A 17,712-nucleotide genomic window follows, 5' to 3' on the forward strand; every position below is an offset into this window, starting at 1 on the left:
CGCCATCGGTTATATCGGGTCGGTTGACGCTTGCCGTGCAGCGATTGGCGTCTATGGTTTATTGTCGTCCGCGAACGCGCTTTTCCCCTTTTCGGCCCAGAGCGCACGCGCCTTGTCGCGGTCATCGCTTCTGAGTTTGTCGGCCATCCAGATCAGACCGCCGAGGATGACGGCGCGGTCATCGCCCGTCAGGTCCACGACGCCGGATTTGACGACGAGCCCGCCGAGTTCGATCAGATGCCGCGTGCGCTTGCGGCGCTCGACCTGCCAATCGCGCATGTCATGCCGCACCTTCTGTCCCTGATGGCGATTGCGCGCTGCGCGGTTGCGTTTGAGCGCTGTTGTCGTCGTCATCATTTGCCGATGCAGATCGCCGCGACCGTCCCCGAAACCACGCCGCTCCGCGCTTCGCCCACGCCTCCCGTCTCGCGCCGTCCTTCGTCTCTGCCAGCACGATCAATGCGCCTGCCAGTTCGTCGAGCGTGAGCGTGTCGGCCCCAGTGGCGATGACCAGTTCGCCGAGTTGCTGCACCTTCCGCGTCTTGAGTTCTTTCGCCCTGTCATCGAGCGCTTTCAGTTCGGCATCGTAGTCCCGTGGTTTGCGCATCGTCGTTTCCTTTCCGGTCGCAAGTGATCGATGCAGCGATGATAGTTGAGCATGTCGCGGAATGCTGTAATGTCGCCGGAACGGTCTGACACGGCGTGACCGGTCCCGAGAAATTCATTTCGAGGGCGCGCTTATACGTCGTTCCGACGTGCGCTCAGAGGTGTAGATGATCTGATCGCGATGGCGATCTATCATCTTCACGTCAAGGTCATCGGCCGTAAGGCCGGCTCCAGCGCGGTGGCGTCCGCCGCCTACCGCTCCGGCTCGCGGCTGCGCGACGAGCGCCTTGACCGCAGCCACGACTTTTCCGCCAAGCGCGGCGTCGTGCATTCCGAGGTGCTGCTGCCCGACGACGCGCCCGAGCATCTTTCCGACCGCGAACGGCTGTGGAACGAGGTCGAGGCCGTCGAGGTGCGCAAGGACGCCCAGCTTGCCCGCGAGGTCGAATTCTCCCTGCCGCGCGAACTGACGCAGGCGCAAGGCATCGAACTGGCCCGCGACTTCGTGCAGTCCGAATTCGTCGATCAGGGGATGATCTCCGATCTCAACGTGCATTGGGATTTTGCCGAGGACGGCAGTCCCAAGCCCCACGCGCATGTGATGCTCACCATGCGCTCGGTTGACGGGACCGGCTTCGGCGCGAAGGTGCGCGACTGGAACCGCACGGAGATGGTCGAGCGCTGGCGCGAGCGTTGGGCCGAGATCGCCAACGAAAGACTGGCCGAACTCGACATCGACGCCCGCATCGACCATCGCAGCCTTGAAGCACAGGGCATCGCGCTTGAGCCGCAAAGCCAAATTGGCGCACCGGCCCAGCGCATCGAGGGTGAAGGCATTGAAGCCGCCGACCGCGCCGAGATGTACCGCGAGATCGCGCGCAACAACGGCGCGCGGATTATCGCCGATCCGGGTGTGGCGCTGGACGCCATCACCCATCAGCAATCGACCTTTACGCGCCGGGATATGGCGATGTTCGCGCACCGGCACAGCGACGGGATGGACCAGTTCAACGCGGTCATGGGCGCGATGCGCAACGCCCCCCATCTAATCGAACTCGGCAAGGATGCTTTCGGCAACGACCGGTTCACCACCCGCGAGATGATCGAGGCGGAACAGCGCCTGCATCGCGCCGCAGACCTGATGGCGGAACGCGAACGCCACGCGGTCAAGAACGCAGACCGGCTGGCGGCGTTGTCCGATGCCGCACGGCGCAGCCTTGTCCTGTCCGGCGAGCAAGCCGATGCGCTGGCGCATGTCACGGACGGGCGCGATCTGTCTCTTGTCGTCGGTTACGCCGGGACGGGAAAGAGCGCCATGCTCGGTGTTGCCCGGCAAGCGTGGGGCGCGGCCGGTTACGAGGTCAAGGGTGTGGCGCTGTCCGGCATCGCGGCGGAAAACCTCGAAAGCGGATCGGGCATTGCGTCGCGCACCATCGCCAGTATGGAACATGGCTGGAAGAACGGCCACGATATGCTCACGTCCCGCGATGTGCTGGTCATCGACGAGGCCGGCATGGTCGGCACGCGGCAGCTGGAGCGCGTGCTGTCTCATGCTGCCGAGGCCGGCGCGAAAGTGGTGCTGGTCGGTGATCCGCAGCAACTGCAATCGATCGAGGCGGGCGCAGCATTCCGGTCGATCCACGAGCGTCACGGTGGCGCGGAGATCGGCGAGGTGCGCCGCCAGCGGGAAGACTGACAGCGCGACGCCACCCGCGATTTGGCGACCGGCAGGACGGGGACGGCGATCCATGCCTATGAGCGTCACGGTATGCTGCATGCCGCCGAAACCCGCGAGCAGGCGCGCGGCGATCTGATCGACAGCTGGGACCGTGACCGGCAGGCTTCGCCAGACAGCAGCCGCATCATCCTCACCCACACCAACGCCGAGGTGCGCGAACTCAACGAGGCCGCCCGCGACCGGATGCGGGCGGCGGGTGATCTGGGCGAGGACGTTCGCGTCACCGTCGAACGGGGCGAACGCAGGTTCGCCAGCGGCGACCGCGTGATGTTCCTGCAAAACGAGCGCAGCCTTGGTGTGAAGAACGGAACGCTCGGAACGATAGAGGCGGTCAGCACCCAGAGCATGACCGTGCGTACCGACGATGGCCGCTCAGTTGCCTTCGACCTGAAAGACTATGACCGGATCGACCACGGCTATGCGGCGACCATCCACAAGGCGCAGGGCATGACCGTGGACCGCACCCATGTTCTGGCGACGCCGGGCATGGACGCCCACGGCAGCTATGTCGCCCTGTCCCGCCACCGCGACGGCATGGACCTGCATTACGGTCGCGACGACTTCGGCGATCGGGACCGGCTCGCCCGCACCCTGTCGCGTGACCGGGCGAAAGACATGGCGTCGGATTACGAGCCGGCGCAGGCTTACGCTGAGCGGCGCGGCATCCGCTTCCGCGAGCGCGTCGCCGAGATCGTGCGCAAGGTTGTGCCGGAGAAGGTGCGCGAGCGGATCGGCGGCATGTTCGACGGGTTGCACCTCCCGGCAACGCCCACCGACAAGGCAGTGCCTGGCACAGGCGAGGTGAAGGGGCCGGAAAAGGAAAGGGCGGACCCGGAGGCGGCGTTGCGCAAGGCCCGCACAGATGCGCTCGTCCGCCATGCCCGGGCATCCGATGCGATCATGGAGGCCAAGCGGCAGGGGCTTACGCCGTCCGCCGAGCAGCGGCGCGAACTCGGTGCGGCACGGGATGCCTTCGATAAGGTCCGTCCGCATGGCTGGCAGGATGCGGAGGCCGCTTACAGCAAGGACAACGGCCTCGCCCGTGAAGCGGGAACCGGCAGGATCGGGCGCACCATCCGCGCCCTGCAACTCGAAACGGAAATCCGCACCGGGCGAGACGCGGATGCGGGTATCAGCCCGAACAGCCGTGCCGATCGCTTCATTGAGCGCTGGCAGAAACTCGGCCAGACCAGCCAGCGCCAGTACGAGGCGGGCGACATGTCCGGCTATAAATCCACGCGGCGCGCGATGGGCGACATGGCGAACAGCCTGCAACGCGATCCGCAGCTCGAATCCCTGCTTGCCAACCGCAAGCGCGAACTCGGCATCGCGTTCGACTCAGGCCGTCGTCTCGGCGACGAAATCGCCTTCCACGCCGGCATCGACCTCGGACGGGGACGTGGGATCGGAATTTGAAACCGTCCTATTTGCCGTCGTTTCTTCGCTATACTTCGCCACACCCCGATAGCGCATAAATAACTGTTGCATAACGGAAATTCTTCTTTCTGACTGGCTTGGAAACAACCAGCAGGAGGCAGCAAAGCCATGCGCGAACCAGAGCGTATCGTCCGAATGGAGACCGTCAAATCGCTGACCGGACTGTCACAGTCCACCATCTACCGAAAGATCAGGGAGGGCACGTTCCCCGCCCAACTCAAGATCAGCGCCAATAGCGCGGGCTGGCACGCATCCGAGATCAGCCGTTGGGTGGCGAACCCCACCGTGTGGCGTCCCCGGACCCGCAACGAGTTCGACTTCGATGACTGACGGCGCGGATCGAACAGGCGGCCCACGGCGCGTCAGGCCGCCCACGGCGTCGGAGCAGCTTGAGGAACTGCTGGGCTACCGCGTGCAAATGGGCCGCCCGCCCAAGCACGACCTCGGCACATGGACCGTCACCGACGACTGGCCCGATCCCGTCCCCGTCACCGATGCCGAAATCGAGGTGTTCGACCGCTGGTTCGGCGACCTGTTGATGAATTGTTCGGCTCCGCCCCTTGAGGGCAATGTCAGGGTCGAAATCGAGCTTGAAAATGGTACTATAAAATGATACTTTCCACTCCATGAAAAAGCGTCACAGAGCCACGCTGGAATTGATCTTCGCCCGCCCGGTCAACGGCTCAATCCGCTGGGCCGACATCGAGGCGCTGTTTGCAGCCCTCGGGGCGGAGATCAGCGAACGGGAAGGTTCACGCGTGGGCGTGTTCCTGTTCGGCGAAGTGCGGGTCTTTCATCGTCCGCATCCTTCACCGGATACGGACAAAGGTGCGGTTGCCAGCATCCGGAAATGGCTGGACGAACACGGAGTGAAGACATGAACAACGTCGTCGAAATCAATGGGGAAAAGGCGGTCATCGCTTTCGATCCAGAGATTCAGATGCTGCGCGGCGAGTTTGTCGGCCTGAACGGCGGGGCTGACTTCTATGCCGAAGGCGTGCGCGATCTGGTCGAGGAAGGCCGCAAGTCGCTGGCCGTCTATCTCGAAATGTGCCGGGAAAAGGGGATCGAGCCGCGCCGGAAGTTCTCCGGCAAGTTCAACGTCCGCCTCGATCCCGAGGATCATGCGGCGGCGGTCATTGCCGCCGCAGCGGCGGGCAAGAGCCTGAATGAATGGATCGTCGGCACGATCAGGGAGGCCGCTGAATAGCGGGAATGGTGCGCAGGCGCGCATGTGAGGCCGAACCGTCTCGGTCCCCGAACCTGTTTGAAAAAAGGAGATCGAACATGACCGCTTCCACCGTGCCACTGCGCGCCGCCCTTTATCTGCGCGTCTCGACGGCGCAGGCCGAGCATGACGTGTCGATTCCCGACCAGAAGCGGCAGGGCGAAGCCTATTGCGCTGCGCGCGGCTACCAGCTCGTCGAAACCTTTGTAGAACCCGGTGCATCGGCGACCAATGACCGCCGTCCCGAGTTCCAGCGCATGATCGAGGCCGGCACGACCAAGCCCGCGCCGTTCGATGTCGTCGTGGTTCACAGCTTCTCGCGCTTCTTCCGCGACCATTTCGAGCTGGAGTTCTACGTTCGCAAGCTCGCCAAGAACGGCGTCAAGCTGGTCTCGATTACACAAGAAATGGGGGATGACCCCATGCACGTCATGATGCGGCAGATCATGGCGCTGTTCGATGAATACCAGTCCAAGGAAAACGCCAAGCACGTCATCCGTGCCTTGAAGGAGAATGCCCGACAAGGCTTCTGGAACGGTGCTCTTCCTCCTATCGGCTACCGGGTTGTCGCCGCCGAACAGCGCGGGGCCAAGGTCAAGAAGAAGCTGGAAATCGATCCGCTGCATGCTGACACGGTGCGGCTGATCTATCGGCTTGCGCTGGAAGGCGACGGCACCACCGGCCAGATGGGCGTCAAGAACATCGTCTCCTACCTCAACAGTCGCCGCATCTTCACCCGTGATGGCGGACGCTGGGGCATCGGGCAGGTTCACCGCATCCTGACACGTCGCACCTATATGGGCGAGCATGAGTTCAACAAACGCAGCAAGACCAAGGAACTGAAACCTGTCAGCGAGATCGTCACTGTCCCGGTCCCGCCGATCATCGACAGGGAGATGTTCGACACCATTCAGGCGTTGCTCAAGGCCCATAATCCGAAAGTGATGCCCGCTCGCGTCATCAGCGGCCCGACCATGCTGACCGGCCTCATCCATTGCGCCAAGTGCGGCGGAGCTATGACCATCCGCACCGGCAAGAGCGGGCGCTACCGCTACTATGCCTGCTCGATCAAAGCGCGGCAGGGGCCAACCGCCTGCGAGGGCATGGCGGTGCCGATGGAGAAGCTGGACGATCTGGTTGCGGCCCATCTGGAGGGGCAGTTGCTGCAACCCGCGCGGCTGGAAACCATCCTCGCCAGCGTTCTCGACCGACGGCAGGAGCAGGGCGAGCGTCACCGCGAGCATATCGCCGAACTCAAAAAGCGGGCCACCGAATCGGACTTACGCCTCAAACGCCTCTACGATGCCATCGAAGCTGGCGTGGCCGACATCCATGACCCGGCGCTGAAAGACCGCATCGACGGCCTCAAGGCGATCCGGGATCAGGCCAGCGCCGACGCCGAACGGGCGCAGGCCATGCTCGACAGTTCGGGAGCCAAGGCCGTCACGCCGCAAATGGTCCGTGCCTTCGCGGACACCGCCCGCCAGCGTATCCGGCTGGACGGCGGCGGCTACCGCCGCGACCATCTCCGCGCGCTGGCACAGCGCGTCGAGGTCGCAGAAGGCGAAGTCAGGATCATGGGATCGAAATCCCGGCTGCTACAGGTGTTGAGCGGAAAAAACAGCGTAAACTCAGTGCCCACTCAGGGACTGAAGTGGCGGAGAGAGGGGGATTCGAACCCCCGATAGGTTTTACCCTATACACGCTTTCCAGGCGTGCGACTTAAACCACTCATCCATCTCTCCGGAAGACCGCGATTATACCAAGTTCCATGCATCCCGCCACCCTTTCCTGTGACTTATGGATGTCGGATGTAATCGACCAATGCGCGGGTGTACGCATCGGGTTTCCGGTCCAGCAAGCTCACCGCGATCGCCACCGCGAAGCCCGCCGGCACGCCAAATACGCCCGAACTGATCGGCTCGATGCCGAACCAGCGCGGCCCGGCGAAGCCCGTCAATTGCACGAAAAACGGGTACGTCGACACGATGTAATAAATGCACACGGCCAGTCCGGCGATCATGCCCGCGACCACGCCGCGCTGCGTCGTGCGCTTCCAGAAAACGCCGAGCACCAAGGCCGGAAACAGACTCGACGCCGCCGGCGAAAAAGCCGCGCCGACCAGAAACAGAATGTTGCCGGTATTGAGCGACGCCACATACGACGCGAGCAGCGCCACGCCCAAAAGCAGAATCTTCGAAATGGTCACGCGCCGCTGGCTCGTCGCGCGTCGATCGACCATGCAGTAATAGACGTCGTGCGACAGCGCGTTGGCGATCGTCAGCAGCAGGCCATCGGCGGTCGATAAAGCCGCCGCCAACGCGCCCGCCGCGATCAGTCCGGAAATTACGTACGGCAGTCCGGCGATTTCGGGCGCGGCGAGCACCACCATATCCGGCTGCATCTGAATGCCCGCCCAGCGCACGATGCCATCGCCATTCACATCGCTAATGCGAATCAGATACGGCTCCACGCGCCGCCATTGCGTCACCCACTGCGGCAAATCCGCGAATCGATGGCCGACGATGCCCGTCAGAATCTCGTGCTTGATCAGCACCGCCAGTACCGGCACCGTCAGATAAAACAGCGCGACAAAGAACAGCCATCGGCCGATGAACCGGGCGCGAACGCCTCGGTCATCGGCACGGGCGCGGCGACGCATTCGCTCAGCGCATCGCGTTCGCGCGACCAGCGGACTTGCGCATCGGCGGGATCGTGCGGAAAAGCGGCGAGTTCGCGTTCGCGCGCGTCGATCTCGCGCAGCGGACCATTGTGGCGGCGCAGGTCGGCGATTTCGTTCACCAGACGCGTGCGCTCGTCGTGGAACGACTTCGGCAGCGCATCGATCCGCTGCTGCATGCGCGCCGCCTGCCGCTGATAGTCGGCGCGCACATGCGCTTCGTCGGGCGACAGCGCGACTTCGCGATCGAGCTTCTCGACGCGCTCCATCACGCGGCCATAGTTGAGTTGCGGGAGCCAGCCGAGCCTTTCGCGATGCGCGATCATCGAGACGGGAATCAGCATCGCCGAGATCAGGATGATGTACTGCGCGACCTGCGTCCACGTCACCGCATGCATGCCGCCGAGAAACGAGCACACCAGAATGCCCGCCAGCCCGCAGAAAATGCCGATCGAAAACTCGATACCGATAAACCGCGACGCGATCAGCCCGATGCCCTGAATCTGCGCGACCAGATACACGAACGAACACAGAATCGCCGCGATGGCAGCGAGCCCGCGCACGAGGTTGCTGGAGAAGCGCGTGCCGAGAAAATCGGGAATCGTGTAGCGCGCGAGTTTGCGCACGTACGGCGCGAGCAGAAACGCGACGAGACAGTAGCCACCGGTCCAGCCCATCACGTACGCGAGGCCGTCGTAGCCGCTCGCGTAGATCGATCCCGCCAGCCCGATGAACGACGCCGCCGACAGCCAGTCCGCCGCCGTCGCCATGCCATTGAACGCAGACGGCACGCGCCGTCCCGCGACGTAGTATTCGACGAGATCGGATGTGCGCGACAACAACCCATCACGGCGTAGACCGCGATCGGCACGAACAGGAACACGTAGCCGATCCACATTCCCGGCCCGGTCGTGCGCTCGATCCGCTCCATCAGAAAGATGAACAACAGGAAGCCGAGCGTATAGAGCGCGTAGGCGAGGATGAGTCGGTTCGTGAGCTTCATGCCGCGTCGCGCTGTTCCGCACGGGTAACGCGCAGCAGACGCGCATCGGTGAACTGCATCAGCACGATATACACGAAGATCAGCGCGACGTAGACAAGGATCGCGCCCTGCGCGCCGAAGTAGAACGGCAGCGGAAAGCCCGCGACGCGGACGTGCTCGAAGCGTTGTGCGAAGAACGGCAAGCCGAACGACACGACGAAGCCGATCGCCAGCAGCACGCCGATCAGCGCGACATTGAAGCGCCAATACTGGCGATGCGCGCGCGCCATCGCCGCCGACACGGGCGGCTGTGCGGGAAGGCTTGGAGTGGCGGAATCGGACATGCGGTTTTTTATCAAAACCGCACAACACAGGCAATACGGATCGACCGCCGCGCTGTTAAAGAACGGCAGTCGTGGTGGGTTTAACGCGCTTCGCCAAGCTGATCGAGAATTGCCGGATTCTCGAGCGTGGAGACGTCCTGCGTGATTTCCTCGTCCTTCGCGAGCGAGCGCAGCAGACGGCGCATGATCTTGCCGGAACGCGTCTTCGGCAGATTCTCGCCGAAGCGGATGTCCTTGGGCTTGGCGATCGGGCCGATTTCCTTGCCGACCCAGTTGCGCAGTTCGGTGGCGATCTGCTTTGCTTCATCGCCCTCCGGACGCGCGCGCTTGAGCACGACGAACGCGACAACGGCTTCACCCGTCGTATCGTCCGGACGGCCGACGACCGCAGCTTCCGCGACCATCGGGTTCGCCACCAGCGCTGACTCGATTTCCATCGTGCCGAGACGGTGGCCGGAGACGTTCAGCACGTCGTCGATCCGGCCCATGATCGTGAAGTAGCCGGTTTCCTTGTCGCGCACCGCGCCGTCGCCCGCGAGATACAGCCTGCCACCGAGTTCCTTGGGGAAATAGCTCGTCTGATAACGCTTCGGATCGCCCCAGACATTGCGCAGCATCGACGGCCACGGACGCTTGACGACCAGAATGCCGCCCTGCCCGTTCGGCACGTCCTGACCGGTTTCATCGACGATGGCGGCCATGATGCCCGGCAGCGGCAGCGTGCACGAACCCGGCACCAGCGGCGTCGCGCTCGGCAGCGGCGTGATCATGTGGCCGCCGGTTTCGGTCTGCCACCACGTATCGACGATCGGACATTTTCCGCCGCCGACATTCTCGTGATACCACATCCACACTTCCGGATTGATCGGCTCGCCGACCGTGCCGAGGATGCGCAACGACGACAGGTCATAGCTCTTCGGATGCACCTTCGCATCCGCTTCCGATGCCTTGATCAGCGAGCGTATCGCGGTCGGCGCGGTGTAGAACACGGTGACCTTGTGACGCTGGATCATCTCCCAGAAGCGGCCCGCGTTCGGATACGTCGGCACGCCTTCGAACATCACCTGCGTCGCGCCGATGGCAAGCGGCCCGTACGCGATATAGCTATGCCCCGTGATCCAGCCAATATCCGCGGTACACCAGAAGATATCGCCCGGTTTCATGTCGAAGGTCCACTTCATCGTCTGCGCGGCCCACAGCAGAATGCCCGCCGTGCTGTGCTGCACGCCCTTCGGCTTGCCGGTCGAACCCGACGTGTAGAGGATGAATAGCGGATGCTCCGCGCCGACCCATTCCGGCTCGCACTTGGGCGATTCGTCGGCGACGATCTCCTGCATCCACTCGTCGCGGCCTTCGGTCCATGCGACCTTGCCGCCCGTGCGCTTGTACACGATGACATTCTTCACGCCTTCGCAGCCGCCGGCCGCGAGCGCTTCGTCGGCGATGCTCTTCAGCGGCAGCGCCTTGCCGCCGCGCATCTGTTCGTCGGCGGTGATGAGCGCGACCGCGCCGACATCGACGAGACGCTCGTTGAGCGACTTCGACGAGAAGCCGCCGAACACGACCGAGTGCGTCGCGCCGATGCGCACGCACGCCTGCATCGCGACGACGCCTTCGACCGACATCGGCATATAGATGACGACGCGATCGCCCTTCTTCACGCCGCGCTTCTTGAGCGCATTGGCGAGACGCGACACGCGTTCGAGCAAGTCCTGATACGTGACGTTGGTGACGGTGCCGTCGTCGGATTCGAAGATGATCGCGTTGTCGTTGCCGCGCCCTGCTTCGACATGACGATCGAGACAGTTGTACGACGCGTTGATCTCACCGTCCTCGAACCACGTATAAAACGGCGCTTTCGATTCATCGAGCACCTTGGTGAACGGCTTGTGCCAGGCGAGCGTTTCGCGGGCGAGACCGGCCCAGAAGCCTTCGTAATCCTGTTCGGCTTGCGCGGCGAGCGCCTTGTACGCCTCCATGCCGGAAATGGCCGCGCCCGCCACGGATTTTTCCGACGGCGGGAAGATGCGTTTTTCGTGAAGAACCGATTCGATCGCAGACATCGACAACCTCTCTGATGGTGATTCCAAATCCTGCGGCGTGCGAGTCGCTGAATGGGCCTCGCAGGTCGCGTGTTATGAGATTCGATAGCAGGAAGCGAGAGGCGTTCCCGGTCCGAACCTTGTCTCCGTTGTGCCGTCTGCCGCGCGAGTGCGTCCGTTCGCAGCAGCCGGTGTCTCAAGATGCAACAAGCGGTATCACGAAGGACATCGCGGATGCAATGCAAGATAAGCCCATGAACTTACCCGCTTCTTACGTGCCGCGCCCGATTCGCACGGGGTATACACCGAGTCGGCGCGGCTTCTACAATGCGTCTCCAGCATCGTAACTGAACTCCCTGTCGCGCGGTATCCAGCTTGAATCGCTACGCCTTTTTGCTCATCGCAGCCATGCTGCTCGTCGGAAGCAACGTCGGCATCGGCAAGTCCATCGTCGCTTGCGTGTCCGTGCCGTTGTTCGCGCTGATGCGCTTCGTGATCGCGCACGCGGTGTTGTGGCCGCTCTTGCGTCCATCGAAGATGAAGCGCGTCGCGCGCGGCGAATGGATCAACCTGTTCCTGCAGGCGTTCTTCGGCACCTTCGGCTTCACGCTCCTGATGCTCAACGGCGTCGCGCGCACGAGCGCGGTCGCGGCGGGCGTCATCACGAGCACGATTCCGGCGACGGTCGCATTGTTCGCGTGGATCTTTCTAAAGGAGAAACCGGGCGGACGCGCGCTGGCCTCGATTGCGCTGGCGATCGCGGGCGTGCTGGTCATCAACGTCGCGCAGAGCGGCGATTCGGACGCGGGTTCCTTCGCCGGCAATCTGATGATGCTGGGCGCCGTGTGCTGCGAATCGCTCTATGTGATCCTGTCGCGCCGTCTCACGCAGACGCTGCCCGCCATCGATATCTGCGCGTACACGCACGCCATCGGCTTTCTGCTGATGCTGCCGCTCGGCGCGACATCGCTCGTCGGCTTCGACTGGACGAGCGTCGATATCGGCACATGGTCGCTGGTCGTCTGGTACGGACTGTCGGCAAGCATCTTCTCGTTCTGGCTGTGGATGAAAGGCATCCGCCATGTGGACGGCAGTCTCGCGGGCGTGTTCTGCGCGGTGCTGCCGATCGCGGCGGCGCTGTACGGCATCGCGTTTCTGGGCGAACGGCCGACGCTCGCGCACGGCGTCGCGCTGGCGTGCGTGGTGGCGGGAATCGGGCTGGCGAGTCTCAAGGCGCGGTCTGCCGCGACCGTGCCCGGTGAAAGCGGTTTGTGAGTTTCGACGGACGATTCTTCAGCGTATTCCGAAGAGTTTGGGCGGCCCGGCGCGCCGACGCGTTACAATAGCGCGCCTTCCGAGAGCGCCGCTTTTACCGCATGTCGCCCGCCGCGCGTCCTGCGCCGCGCCGCCTGCGTTCTCGCGCGCCGCTCGATCCGTCATAGTCGTCCGTCATCATTTTCGCCTCGCCCCGAAACATCACGCCGCCCATGTCCGCACCCAAGCACCCGTCCGCATCGCCCGCCGGCTCCTCGCGTCCCGGTCCGATGAAAGCGCTGCCGAAAATCATCTTCATGAGCCGCTGGCTCCAGGTGCCGCTCTATCTCGGCCTGATCGTCGCGCAAGGCGTCTACGTCGTGCTGTTTCTGAAAGAAGTCTTGCACCTCGTCACGTACGCGATGACGCTGGATGAAACCAACATCATGCTGGTCGTGCTCGGCCTGATCGACGTGGTGATGATCTCGAATCTGCTGATCATGGTGATCGTCGGCGGATATGAAACGTTCGTGTCGCGGCTCGGCGTGGAAGGCCATCCCGACGAGCCCGAATGGCTCGATCACGTCAATGCGGGCGTGCTCAAGGTCAAGCTGTCGATGGCGCTTATCAGCATTTCGTCGATCCATCTGCTGAAGACGTTCATCAACCCCGATCAGCACACCTTCCACACGGTTTTGTGGCAGGTGATCATCCATGTCGCGTTCCTCGTGTCCGCGCTGATCATGGCGTATGTCGACAAGCTGACCACGCATACGCATACGCATACGCGGCATTTTCACGACGAATCCTTCGTGCCGCCGCAGAAAGCTATCGAGTGAAGCGTCGCCGAACGCTCACACAATAATTCCGTCCCCAGAGTGCTAGCCATGACCGTCATCAAACAGGAAGACCTGATCCAGAGCATTGCGGATTCGCTCCAGTACATCAGCTATTACCATCCGCTCGATTACATTCAGGCGCTCGGCCGCGCGTACGAACTCGAAGAGAGCCGGGCCGCGAAGGACGCGATCGCGCAGATTCTCACGAACAGCCGCATGTGCGCCGAAGGCAAGCGCCCGATCTGCCAGGACACGGGCATCGTCACGGTGTTCGTGAAGGTCGGCATGGACGTGCGTTGGGACGGCGCGACGATGGGCGTCACCGACATGATCAACGAAGGCGTGCGCCGCGGTTACCTGAACCCGGACAACGTGCTGCGCGCATCGATCGTGTCGCCGCCCGAAGGCGGCCGCAAGAACACCAAGGACAACACGCCCGCTGTGATCCACTACGAGATCGTGCCGGGCGACAAGGTCGACGTGCAGGTCGCGGCCAAGGGCGGCGGCTCGGAAAACAAGTCGAAGTTCGCGATGCTGAACCCGTCCGATTCGATCGTCGACTGGGTGCTCAAAACCGTCCCGACGATGGGCGCGGGCTGGTGCCCGCCGGGCATGCTCGGCATCGGCATCGGCGGCACGGCTGAAAAGGCGATGGTCATGGCGAAGGAATCGCTGATGGACCCGATCGACATTCAGGACATCATCGCGCGCGGTCCGCAGGACTGGATCGAGGAACTGCGCGTCGAGTTGCACGAGAAGGTCAATGCGCTCGGCATCGGCGCGCAAGGTCTCGGCGGTCTCGCCACCGTGCTCGACGTCAAGATCATGGCCGTGCCGACGCACGCTGCATCGAAGCCGATCGCGATCATCCCGAACTGCGCGGCGACCCGTCACGCGCACTTCACGCTCGATGGCTCGGGCGTTGCCAAACTCGACGCGCCCTCGCTCGACGCATGGCCGGACGTCACGTGGCAGCCGAACACGGAAACCAGCAAGCGCGTCGATCTGAACACGCTGACGCCGGAAGAAGTCGCTTCGTGGAAGCCGGGCCAGACGCTGCTCCTGTCGGGCAAGATGCTCACGGGCCGCGACGCCGCGCACAAGCGCATCGCCGACATGCTCGCCAAGGGTAAAAAGCTGCCGGTCGATTTCACCAACCGCGTGATCTATTACGTCGGCCCGGTCGATCCGGTTCGCGACGAAGCGGTCGGCCCGGCAGGCCCGACGACGGCCACGCGCATGGACAAGTTCACCGAGATGATGCTCGCAGAGACCGGCCTCATTTCGATGATCGGCAAGGCCGAGCGCGGCCCGGTCGCCATCGAGGCGATCAAGAAGTACAACGCGGCGTATCTGATGGCCGTGGGCGGCGCCGCGTATCTCGTGTCGAAGGCGATTCGCGAAGCGAAGGTGCTCGCATTCGAAGACCTCGGCATGGAAGCCATCTACGAGTTCGACGTGCAGGATATGCCGGTGACGGTGGCGGTCGATTCGAGCGGCACGTCGGTCCACAAGACCGGCCCCGCCGAATGGCAGGCGAAGATCGGCAAGATTCCGGTCGCCGTCGCATAAGGCTGTCCGAAGGCGGTTTTTGAACGCTTTCGCATGACGAGAGCCGGGCAATCCGCCCGGCTCTTTTCATTGAAACGCCGCTAGTCGCGAGCGGTTTTCATTCTCAGTTTTATCCAGCAGGAAAATTTTCTTCTCAACCTTGGCTTTGTCACGCTCAAGGTTTATCTTTTCAACAGCCCTACGTCACAAAACAGGAACAATCATGCAAGGCGACGCCAAAGTCATCGAATATCTGAACGCGCAGTTGAAGAACGAACTGACCGCAATCAATCAGTACTTCCTGCACGCCCGGATGTACAAGCACTGGGGCCTCGAAAAGCTCGGCAAGCACGAGTACGACGAATCGATCGGCGAAATGAAGCACGCCGACTGGATCATCCAGCGCGTGTTCATGCTCGACGGCCTGCCGAATCTGCAGGACCTGCACAAGCTGCTGATCGGTGAAGAGACCGAAGAAATCCTCGGCTGCGATCTGAAGCTCGAGCAAATCTCGCAGTCGACCTGCAAGGAAGCCATCGCGTATTGCGAATCGGTGCACGATTACGTGTCGCGCGAAATCTTCGAGAAAATCCTCGACGACACCGAAGAACACATCGATTGGCTCGAAACTCAGCTCGATCTGATCAAGAAGGTCGGCATCCAGAACTACCAACAGACTATGATGGGCGAAGGCGAGTAATTCTTCTGCTTTGAATGTCTTCTGACGCTGTATCCCCGTTGAATCCGACCCCGCGCGCCGCGAACGCGAGCGCGCCGGTCGGCATTTTCGATTCCGGTCTGGGCGGTTTGTCGGTGCTGCGCGCGGTGCGCGCGGTTCTGCCGCACGAGCGCCTCATCTACGTTGCGGATTCTCTGCACGCGCCGTACGGCGAAAAGGACGACGACTTCATCGTCGATCGCACCGTCGCCATTTGCGGCTGGCTCGCCGCGCAAGGCGCGAAGGCGCTGGTCGTCGCGTGCAATACGGCGACGGCGCAATCCATCGCGCGCGCGCGCGAACTGCATGCCATTCCGCTGGTCGGCGTCGAACCGGGCGTCAAGCCGGCCACGGCCATATCGAAATCGCGCGTGATCGGCGTGCTGGCCACGCAAGTCACCTTGCGCTCCGCGCGCTTCCAGACGCTGCTCGATCGCTACGCCGCCGATTGCCGCTTTCTTTGCCAGCCGGGTCACGGACTGGTGCAAGCCGTCGAACGCTGCGATACCTCCTCGCCGCATCTGATGGCGCTGCTCGAAAGCTATCTCGCGCCGATGCTCGACGCCGGCGCCGATACGCTCGTGCTCGGCTGCACGCACTACCCTTTCCTCGATCGCGCGATCCGCGATATCGCCGGCGAGCGGCTGCAGATCGTCGATACGAGCGTCGCCATCGCGCGGCAACTCGACCGTCTTCTGGATTCGGGCGGTCTGAAGAACGACGCGCCGCCCGATACGCTGCCCCGCTTCTGCTCCACCGCCGACGGCGAATCCCAGCGCCAGCTCGTCGCCTCCCTGCTGCAACTCGACGCGCCCGTCGAGCATGTCGTCATCCCTTCCCGCCGCACGACCGTTCCTGAACCCGACATCGCCTGAGGGTTTCTTACCTCGGCAAACGCTCGTCGTCGCCTGAAAACCCTTGTCGAACAAGGCTTTAGGCAAAAAGCTCACGCACCTTCGCCATGTGTTACAAAAAACACAGCACCCCGCTTGCAATTGTGACCATACTGAATGATAATAATTCGCATTAACGTAAGCTATCGCACGCAATCATGATTGTCTGTGTCTGCAAATCAGTATCCGACCGAAAGATCCGTGCCGCCATCGCGGAGGGCGCGGCGTCCTTCGACGAACTGCAATTCGAGCTCGGGGTCGCCATGTGCTGCGGCAAGTGCGAAGAAAGCGTGCGCGATGTGATGGCGGAAAGCGGCGTGTGCGCGTCGCGCTGCGGCGTCGAGCAGCGCGAGATCGCGCAGCCGGTGCCGCTGATGTTCTACGAGCGCAAGGCCGCCTGAAAAACCGTGGTATCCCGCGCCGTTCGTCTTTCGGCCGTTTGAATCATTCGAATCGCTTCGAATCGCGCTCCGCGAGCCAGGTACCCTTCCAGCATCCGGTTACTAGCCAGCCACGCATCTCCTTTATCCTGCGGAGGGAAAGATGGAATTGCTGATTGGTTTCGTGACCACCCTGTTTATTTCCCTGCTAATTTTCCGAAAATGACGTCGTTTGGTTTCTCCTTCGCCGAGCCAGCACCTAGTGTCGTTCTGGATGGCAGCGTGATCCGCCGGCAGCGCTTTATCGCAGGCAGCCGCTAAGAATGCAGTCCCCGACCACCTCTCCCGTCACGTTCCAGACTGCGCCGCCCGCGAGCGGCAATCCGCGCCTGATCGCGGCCATCGCGCTGGTGATCGCGCTTCACGCCGGACTTCTGGGCGTCGCGATGACGATGCGCAACGACCTGCCGCCGCGCCCGATCGAAGCCAAGGCGATTACCGCGATGCTGATCAGCGAAACGCCGCAGCCCGCGCCGCAGCCTGTCGCCGTCGAAACGCCGCCGCCGCCCAAGCCGGTGCCGAAGCCCGAACCGAAGCCGATTCCGAAGCCGATTCCGAAGCCGAAGGTCAAGCCCAAGGTCGAACCAAAGCCCACGCCGATGCCGGTCACAGAAGCGCCGTCGCAGATCGCCGCGCCCGCCATCGGCAAGCCGACGATGGATCTGGCCGCGCCGAAAAACGTCGCGCATCTGTCGTGCAATATCGCGCAGCCGGAGTATCCGGCGATGGCCCGACGCCGCGGCGAAACCGGCACGGCGACGGTTCGTCTCACGGTCGGCCTGAGCGGCAAGATCGAAAACGTCACGCTGCAGAAAAGCAGCGGTTTGTCGCGGCTGGATGACGCCGCGCTCGACGCTGTGCGCGGCAGCGCGTGCAGCCCGTACAAAGAGAACGGCGAAGCGATTCGCGCGACCGCCACGGTGCCATTCGTCTTCAGTCTCGACAACTGATCCGATTTAA

General features: G+C 62.9%; 19 protein-coding genes, 1 tRNA gene and 1 pseudogene. 14 read left to right on the forward strand and 7 right to left on the reverse strand.

What is annotated here, in order from left to right; genetic code table 11:
- Nucleotides 1–51: 51 nt before the first annotated feature.
- Both BVER_RS11535 and BVER_RS11540 read right to left on the reverse strand, forming a co-directional pair.
- Nucleotides 52–279, reverse strand: a complete 228-nt coding sequence (locus BVER_RS11535; protein WP_050453419.1) for a conjugal transfer protein TraD — start codon at nt 277–279, stop codon at nt 52–54.
- 1 nt (nt 280) lies between these two features.
- A complete protein-coding gene (locus BVER_RS11540; RefSeq protein WP_050453420.1) occupies nt 281–607 on the reverse strand; it encodes a conjugal transfer protein TraD in 327 nt (108 codons plus the stop codon).
- A 180-nt stretch (nt 608–787) separates the two neighbouring features.
- Here BVER_RS11540 and traA point away from each other — a divergent pair, with 180 nt between their 5' ends.
- The 7 genes from traA to BVER_RS30060 all read left to right on the forward strand — a co-directional run bounded on the left by traA (nt 788) and on the right by BVER_RS30060 (nt 6,697).
- Nucleotides 788–2,302, forward strand: a complete 1,515-nt coding sequence (traA, locus tag BVER_RS32495; RefSeq protein WP_198155223.1) for a Ti-type conjugative transfer relaxase TraA — start codon at nt 788–790, stop codon at nt 2,300–2,302.
- 72 nt (nt 2,303–2,374) lie between these two features.
- Nucleotides 2,375–3,760 (forward strand): hypothetical protein, encoded by a 1,386-nt coding sequence (locus tag BVER_RS32500; RefSeq protein ID WP_198155224.1) that lies wholly within the window; start codon nt 2,375–2,377, stop codon nt 3,758–3,760.
- A gap of 129 nt (nt 3,761–3,889) precedes the next feature.
- Entirely contained in the window at nt 3,890–4,111 is a 222-nt protein-coding gene (locus tag BVER_RS11550) for a helix-turn-helix transcriptional regulator (RefSeq protein WP_050453421.1), read from the forward strand.
- The gene (locus BVER_RS11555) at nt 4,104–4,394 is read left to right on the forward strand and encodes a hypothetical protein (RefSeq protein ID WP_198155225.1); all 291 of its coding nucleotides are present in this window, start codon (nt 4,104–4,106) and stop codon (nt 4,392–4,394) included. The genes BVER_RS11550 and BVER_RS11555 overlap by 8 nt, the downstream gene beginning before the upstream one ends.
- Before the next feature lie 13 nt (nt 4,395–4,407).
- Nucleotides 4,408–4,662, forward strand: coding sequence for a type II toxin-antitoxin system HicA family toxin (locus BVER_RS11560; protein ID WP_050453422.1), 255 nt, complete (start codon nt 4,408–4,410; stop codon nt 4,660–4,662).
- Nucleotides 4,659–4,991 carry a type II toxin-antitoxin system HicB family antitoxin gene (locus BVER_RS11565; protein WP_050453423.1) on the forward strand — a complete coding sequence of 111 codons (333 nt, stop codon included), beginning with the start codon at nt 4,659–4,661 and terminating at the stop codon, nt 4,989–4,991. Before BVER_RS11560 ends, BVER_RS11565 begins: the two co-directional genes overlap by 4 nt.
- Before the next feature lie 77 nt (nt 4,992–5,068).
- Nucleotides 5,069–6,697 (forward strand): recombinase family protein, encoded by a 1,629-nt coding sequence (locus BVER_RS30060; protein ID WP_083452151.1) that lies wholly within the window; start codon nt 5,069–5,071, stop codon nt 6,695–6,697.
- Here BVER_RS30060 and BVER_RS11580 read toward each other — a convergent pair.
- The 4 genes and pseudogenes from BVER_RS11580 to acs form a co-directional block, all read right to left on the reverse strand.
- Nucleotides 6,665–6,754: transfer RNA gene (locus BVER_RS11580), tRNA-Ser, on the reverse strand. The two genes, BVER_RS30060 and BVER_RS11580, sit on opposite strands and share 33 nt — an antisense overlap.
- A gap of 53 nt (nt 6,755–6,807) precedes the next feature.
- A pseudogene (locus tag BVER_RS11585) lies at nt 6,808–8,692 on the reverse strand (sodium:solute symporter family protein).
- A complete protein-coding gene (locus BVER_RS11590; RefSeq protein WP_050453426.1) occupies nt 8,689–9,015 on the reverse strand; it encodes a DUF4212 domain-containing protein in 327 nt (108 codons plus the stop codon). Before BVER_RS11590 ends, BVER_RS11585 begins: the two are co-directional and overlap by 4 nt.
- Nucleotides 9,016–9,095: 80 nt before the next feature.
- The gene (gene acs / locus BVER_RS11595; protein ID WP_050453427.1) at nt 9,096–11,078 is read right to left on the reverse strand and encodes an acetate--CoA ligase; all 1,983 of its coding nucleotides are present in this window, start codon (nt 11,076–11,078) and stop codon (nt 9,096–9,098) included.
- Nucleotides 11,079–11,432: 354 nt separating this feature from the next.
- On the opposite strand from acs, the gene BVER_RS11600 reads away from it, so the two are divergent.
- Entirely contained in the window at nt 11,433–12,332 is a 900-nt protein-coding gene (locus BVER_RS11600) for a DMT family transporter (RefSeq protein ID WP_050453428.1), read from the forward strand.
- Between the two features lie 94 nt (nt 12,333–12,426).
- Here the strand turns inward: BVER_RS11600 and BVER_RS32505 are convergent, their stop codons facing one another.
- Nucleotides 12,427–12,630: a hypothetical protein gene (locus BVER_RS32505; RefSeq protein WP_198155226.1), complete on the reverse strand. Its 204-nt coding sequence runs from the start codon at nt 12,628–12,630 to the stop codon at nt 12,427–12,429.
- Between BVER_RS32505 and BVER_RS11605 the strand changes: the two genes are divergently transcribed.
- From BVER_RS11605 to BVER_RS11630, 6 genes are all read left to right on the forward strand, one after another.
- Nucleotides 12,545–13,150, forward strand: coding sequence for a TIGR00645 family protein (locus BVER_RS11605; RefSeq protein WP_083452152.1), 606 nt, complete (start codon nt 12,545–12,547; stop codon nt 13,148–13,150). The two genes, BVER_RS32505 and BVER_RS11605, sit on opposite strands and share 86 nt — an antisense overlap.
- A 48-nt stretch (nt 13,151–13,198) precedes the next feature.
- Nucleotides 13,199–14,722: a fumarate hydratase gene (locus BVER_RS11610; protein ID WP_050453430.1), complete on the forward strand. Its 1,524-nt coding sequence runs from the start codon at nt 13,199–13,201 to the stop codon at nt 14,720–14,722.
- A gap of 202 nt (nt 14,723–14,924) precedes the next feature.
- On the forward strand, nt 14,925–15,401 hold the full coding sequence (gene bfr / locus BVER_RS11615) for a bacterioferritin (RefSeq protein ID WP_050453431.1): 477 nt from the start codon (nt 14,925–14,927) through the stop codon (nt 15,399–15,401).
- Between the two features lie 14 nt (nt 15,402–15,415).
- Nucleotides 15,416–16,294, forward strand: coding sequence for a glutamate racemase (gene murI, locus BVER_RS11620; protein WP_050453432.1), 879 nt, complete (start codon nt 15,416–15,418; stop codon nt 16,292–16,294).
- Nucleotides 16,295–16,470: 176 nt separating this feature from the next.
- The gene (locus BVER_RS11625) at nt 16,471–16,713 is read left to right on the forward strand and encodes a (2Fe-2S)-binding protein (RefSeq protein WP_050453433.1); all 243 of its coding nucleotides are present in this window, start codon (nt 16,471–16,473) and stop codon (nt 16,711–16,713) included.
- A 302-nt stretch (nt 16,714–17,015) separates the two neighbouring features.
- On the forward strand, nt 17,016–17,702 hold the full coding sequence (locus BVER_RS11630) for an energy transducer TonB (protein WP_050453434.1): 687 nt from the start codon (nt 17,016–17,018) through the stop codon (nt 17,700–17,702).
- Nucleotides 17,703–17,712 lie beyond the last annotated feature (10 nt).

This window comes from Candidatus Burkholderia verschuerenii, from assembly GCF_001189365.1.
In the GTDB taxonomy this organism is placed as follows: Bacteria; Pseudomonadota; Gammaproteobacteria; order Burkholderiales; family Burkholderiaceae; genus Caballeronia; species Caballeronia verschuerenii.

Excerpts from the sequence above, each read along its gene's own strand:
- BVER_RS11535 (WP_050453419.1), bottom strand. The coding sequence starts at position 279 with ATGCGCGATTGGCAGGTCGAGCGCCGCAAGCGCACGCGGCATCTGATC.
- BVER_RS11540 (WP_050453420.1), bottom strand. The coding sequence starts at position 607 with ATGCGCAAACCACGGGACTACGATGCCGAACTGAAAGCGCTCGATGAC.
- traA (WP_198155223.1), top strand. The coding sequence starts at position 788 with ATGGCGATCTATCATCTTCACGTCAAGGTCATCGGCCGTAAGGCCGGC.
- BVER_RS32500 (WP_198155224.1), top strand. The coding sequence starts at position 2,375 with ATGCTGCATGCCGCCGAAACCCGCGAGCAGGCGCGCGGCGATCTGATC.
- BVER_RS11550 (WP_050453421.1), top strand. The coding sequence starts at position 3,890 with ATGCGCGAACCAGAGCGTATCGTCCGAATGGAGACCGTCAAATCGCTG.
- BVER_RS11555 (WP_198155225.1), top strand. The coding sequence starts at position 4,104 with ATGACTGACGGCGCGGATCGAACAGGCGGCCCACGGCGCGTCAGGCCG.
- BVER_RS11560 (WP_050453422.1), top strand. The coding sequence starts at position 4,408 with ATGAAAAAGCGTCACAGAGCCACGCTGGAATTGATCTTCGCCCGCCCG.
- BVER_RS11565 (WP_050453423.1), top strand. The coding sequence starts at position 4,659 with ATGAACAACGTCGTCGAAATCAATGGGGAAAAGGCGGTCATCGCTTTC.
- BVER_RS30060 (WP_083452151.1), top strand. The coding sequence starts at position 5,069 with ATGACCGCTTCCACCGTGCCACTGCGCGCCGCCCTTTATCTGCGCGTC.
- BVER_RS11590 (WP_050453426.1), bottom strand. The coding sequence starts at position 9,015 with ATGTCCGATTCCGCCACTCCAAGCCTTCCCGCACAGCCGCCCGTGTCG.
- acs (WP_050453427.1), bottom strand. The coding sequence starts at position 11,078 with ATGTCTGCGATCGAATCGGTTCTTCACGAAAAACGCATCTTCCCGCCG.
- BVER_RS11605 (WP_083452152.1), top strand. The coding sequence starts at position 12,545 with ATGTCCGCACCCAAGCACCCGTCCGCATCGCCCGCCGGCTCCTCGCGT.
- BVER_RS32505 (WP_198155226.1), bottom strand. The coding sequence starts at position 12,630 with ATGAAGATGATTTTCGGCAGCGCTTTCATCGGACCGGGACGCGAGGAG.
- BVER_RS11610 (WP_050453430.1), top strand. The coding sequence starts at position 13,199 with ATGACCGTCATCAAACAGGAAGACCTGATCCAGAGCATTGCGGATTCG.
- bfr (WP_050453431.1), top strand. The coding sequence starts at position 14,925 with ATGCAAGGCGACGCCAAAGTCATCGAATATCTGAACGCGCAGTTGAAG.
- murI (WP_050453432.1), top strand. The coding sequence starts at position 15,416 with ATGTCTTCTGACGCTGTATCCCCGTTGAATCCGACCCCGCGCGCCGCG.
- BVER_RS11625 (WP_050453433.1), top strand. The coding sequence starts at position 16,471 with ATGATTGTCTGTGTCTGCAAATCAGTATCCGACCGAAAGATCCGTGCC.
- BVER_RS11630 (WP_050453434.1), top strand. The coding sequence starts at position 17,016 with ATGCAGTCCCCGACCACCTCTCCCGTCACGTTCCAGACTGCGCCGCCC.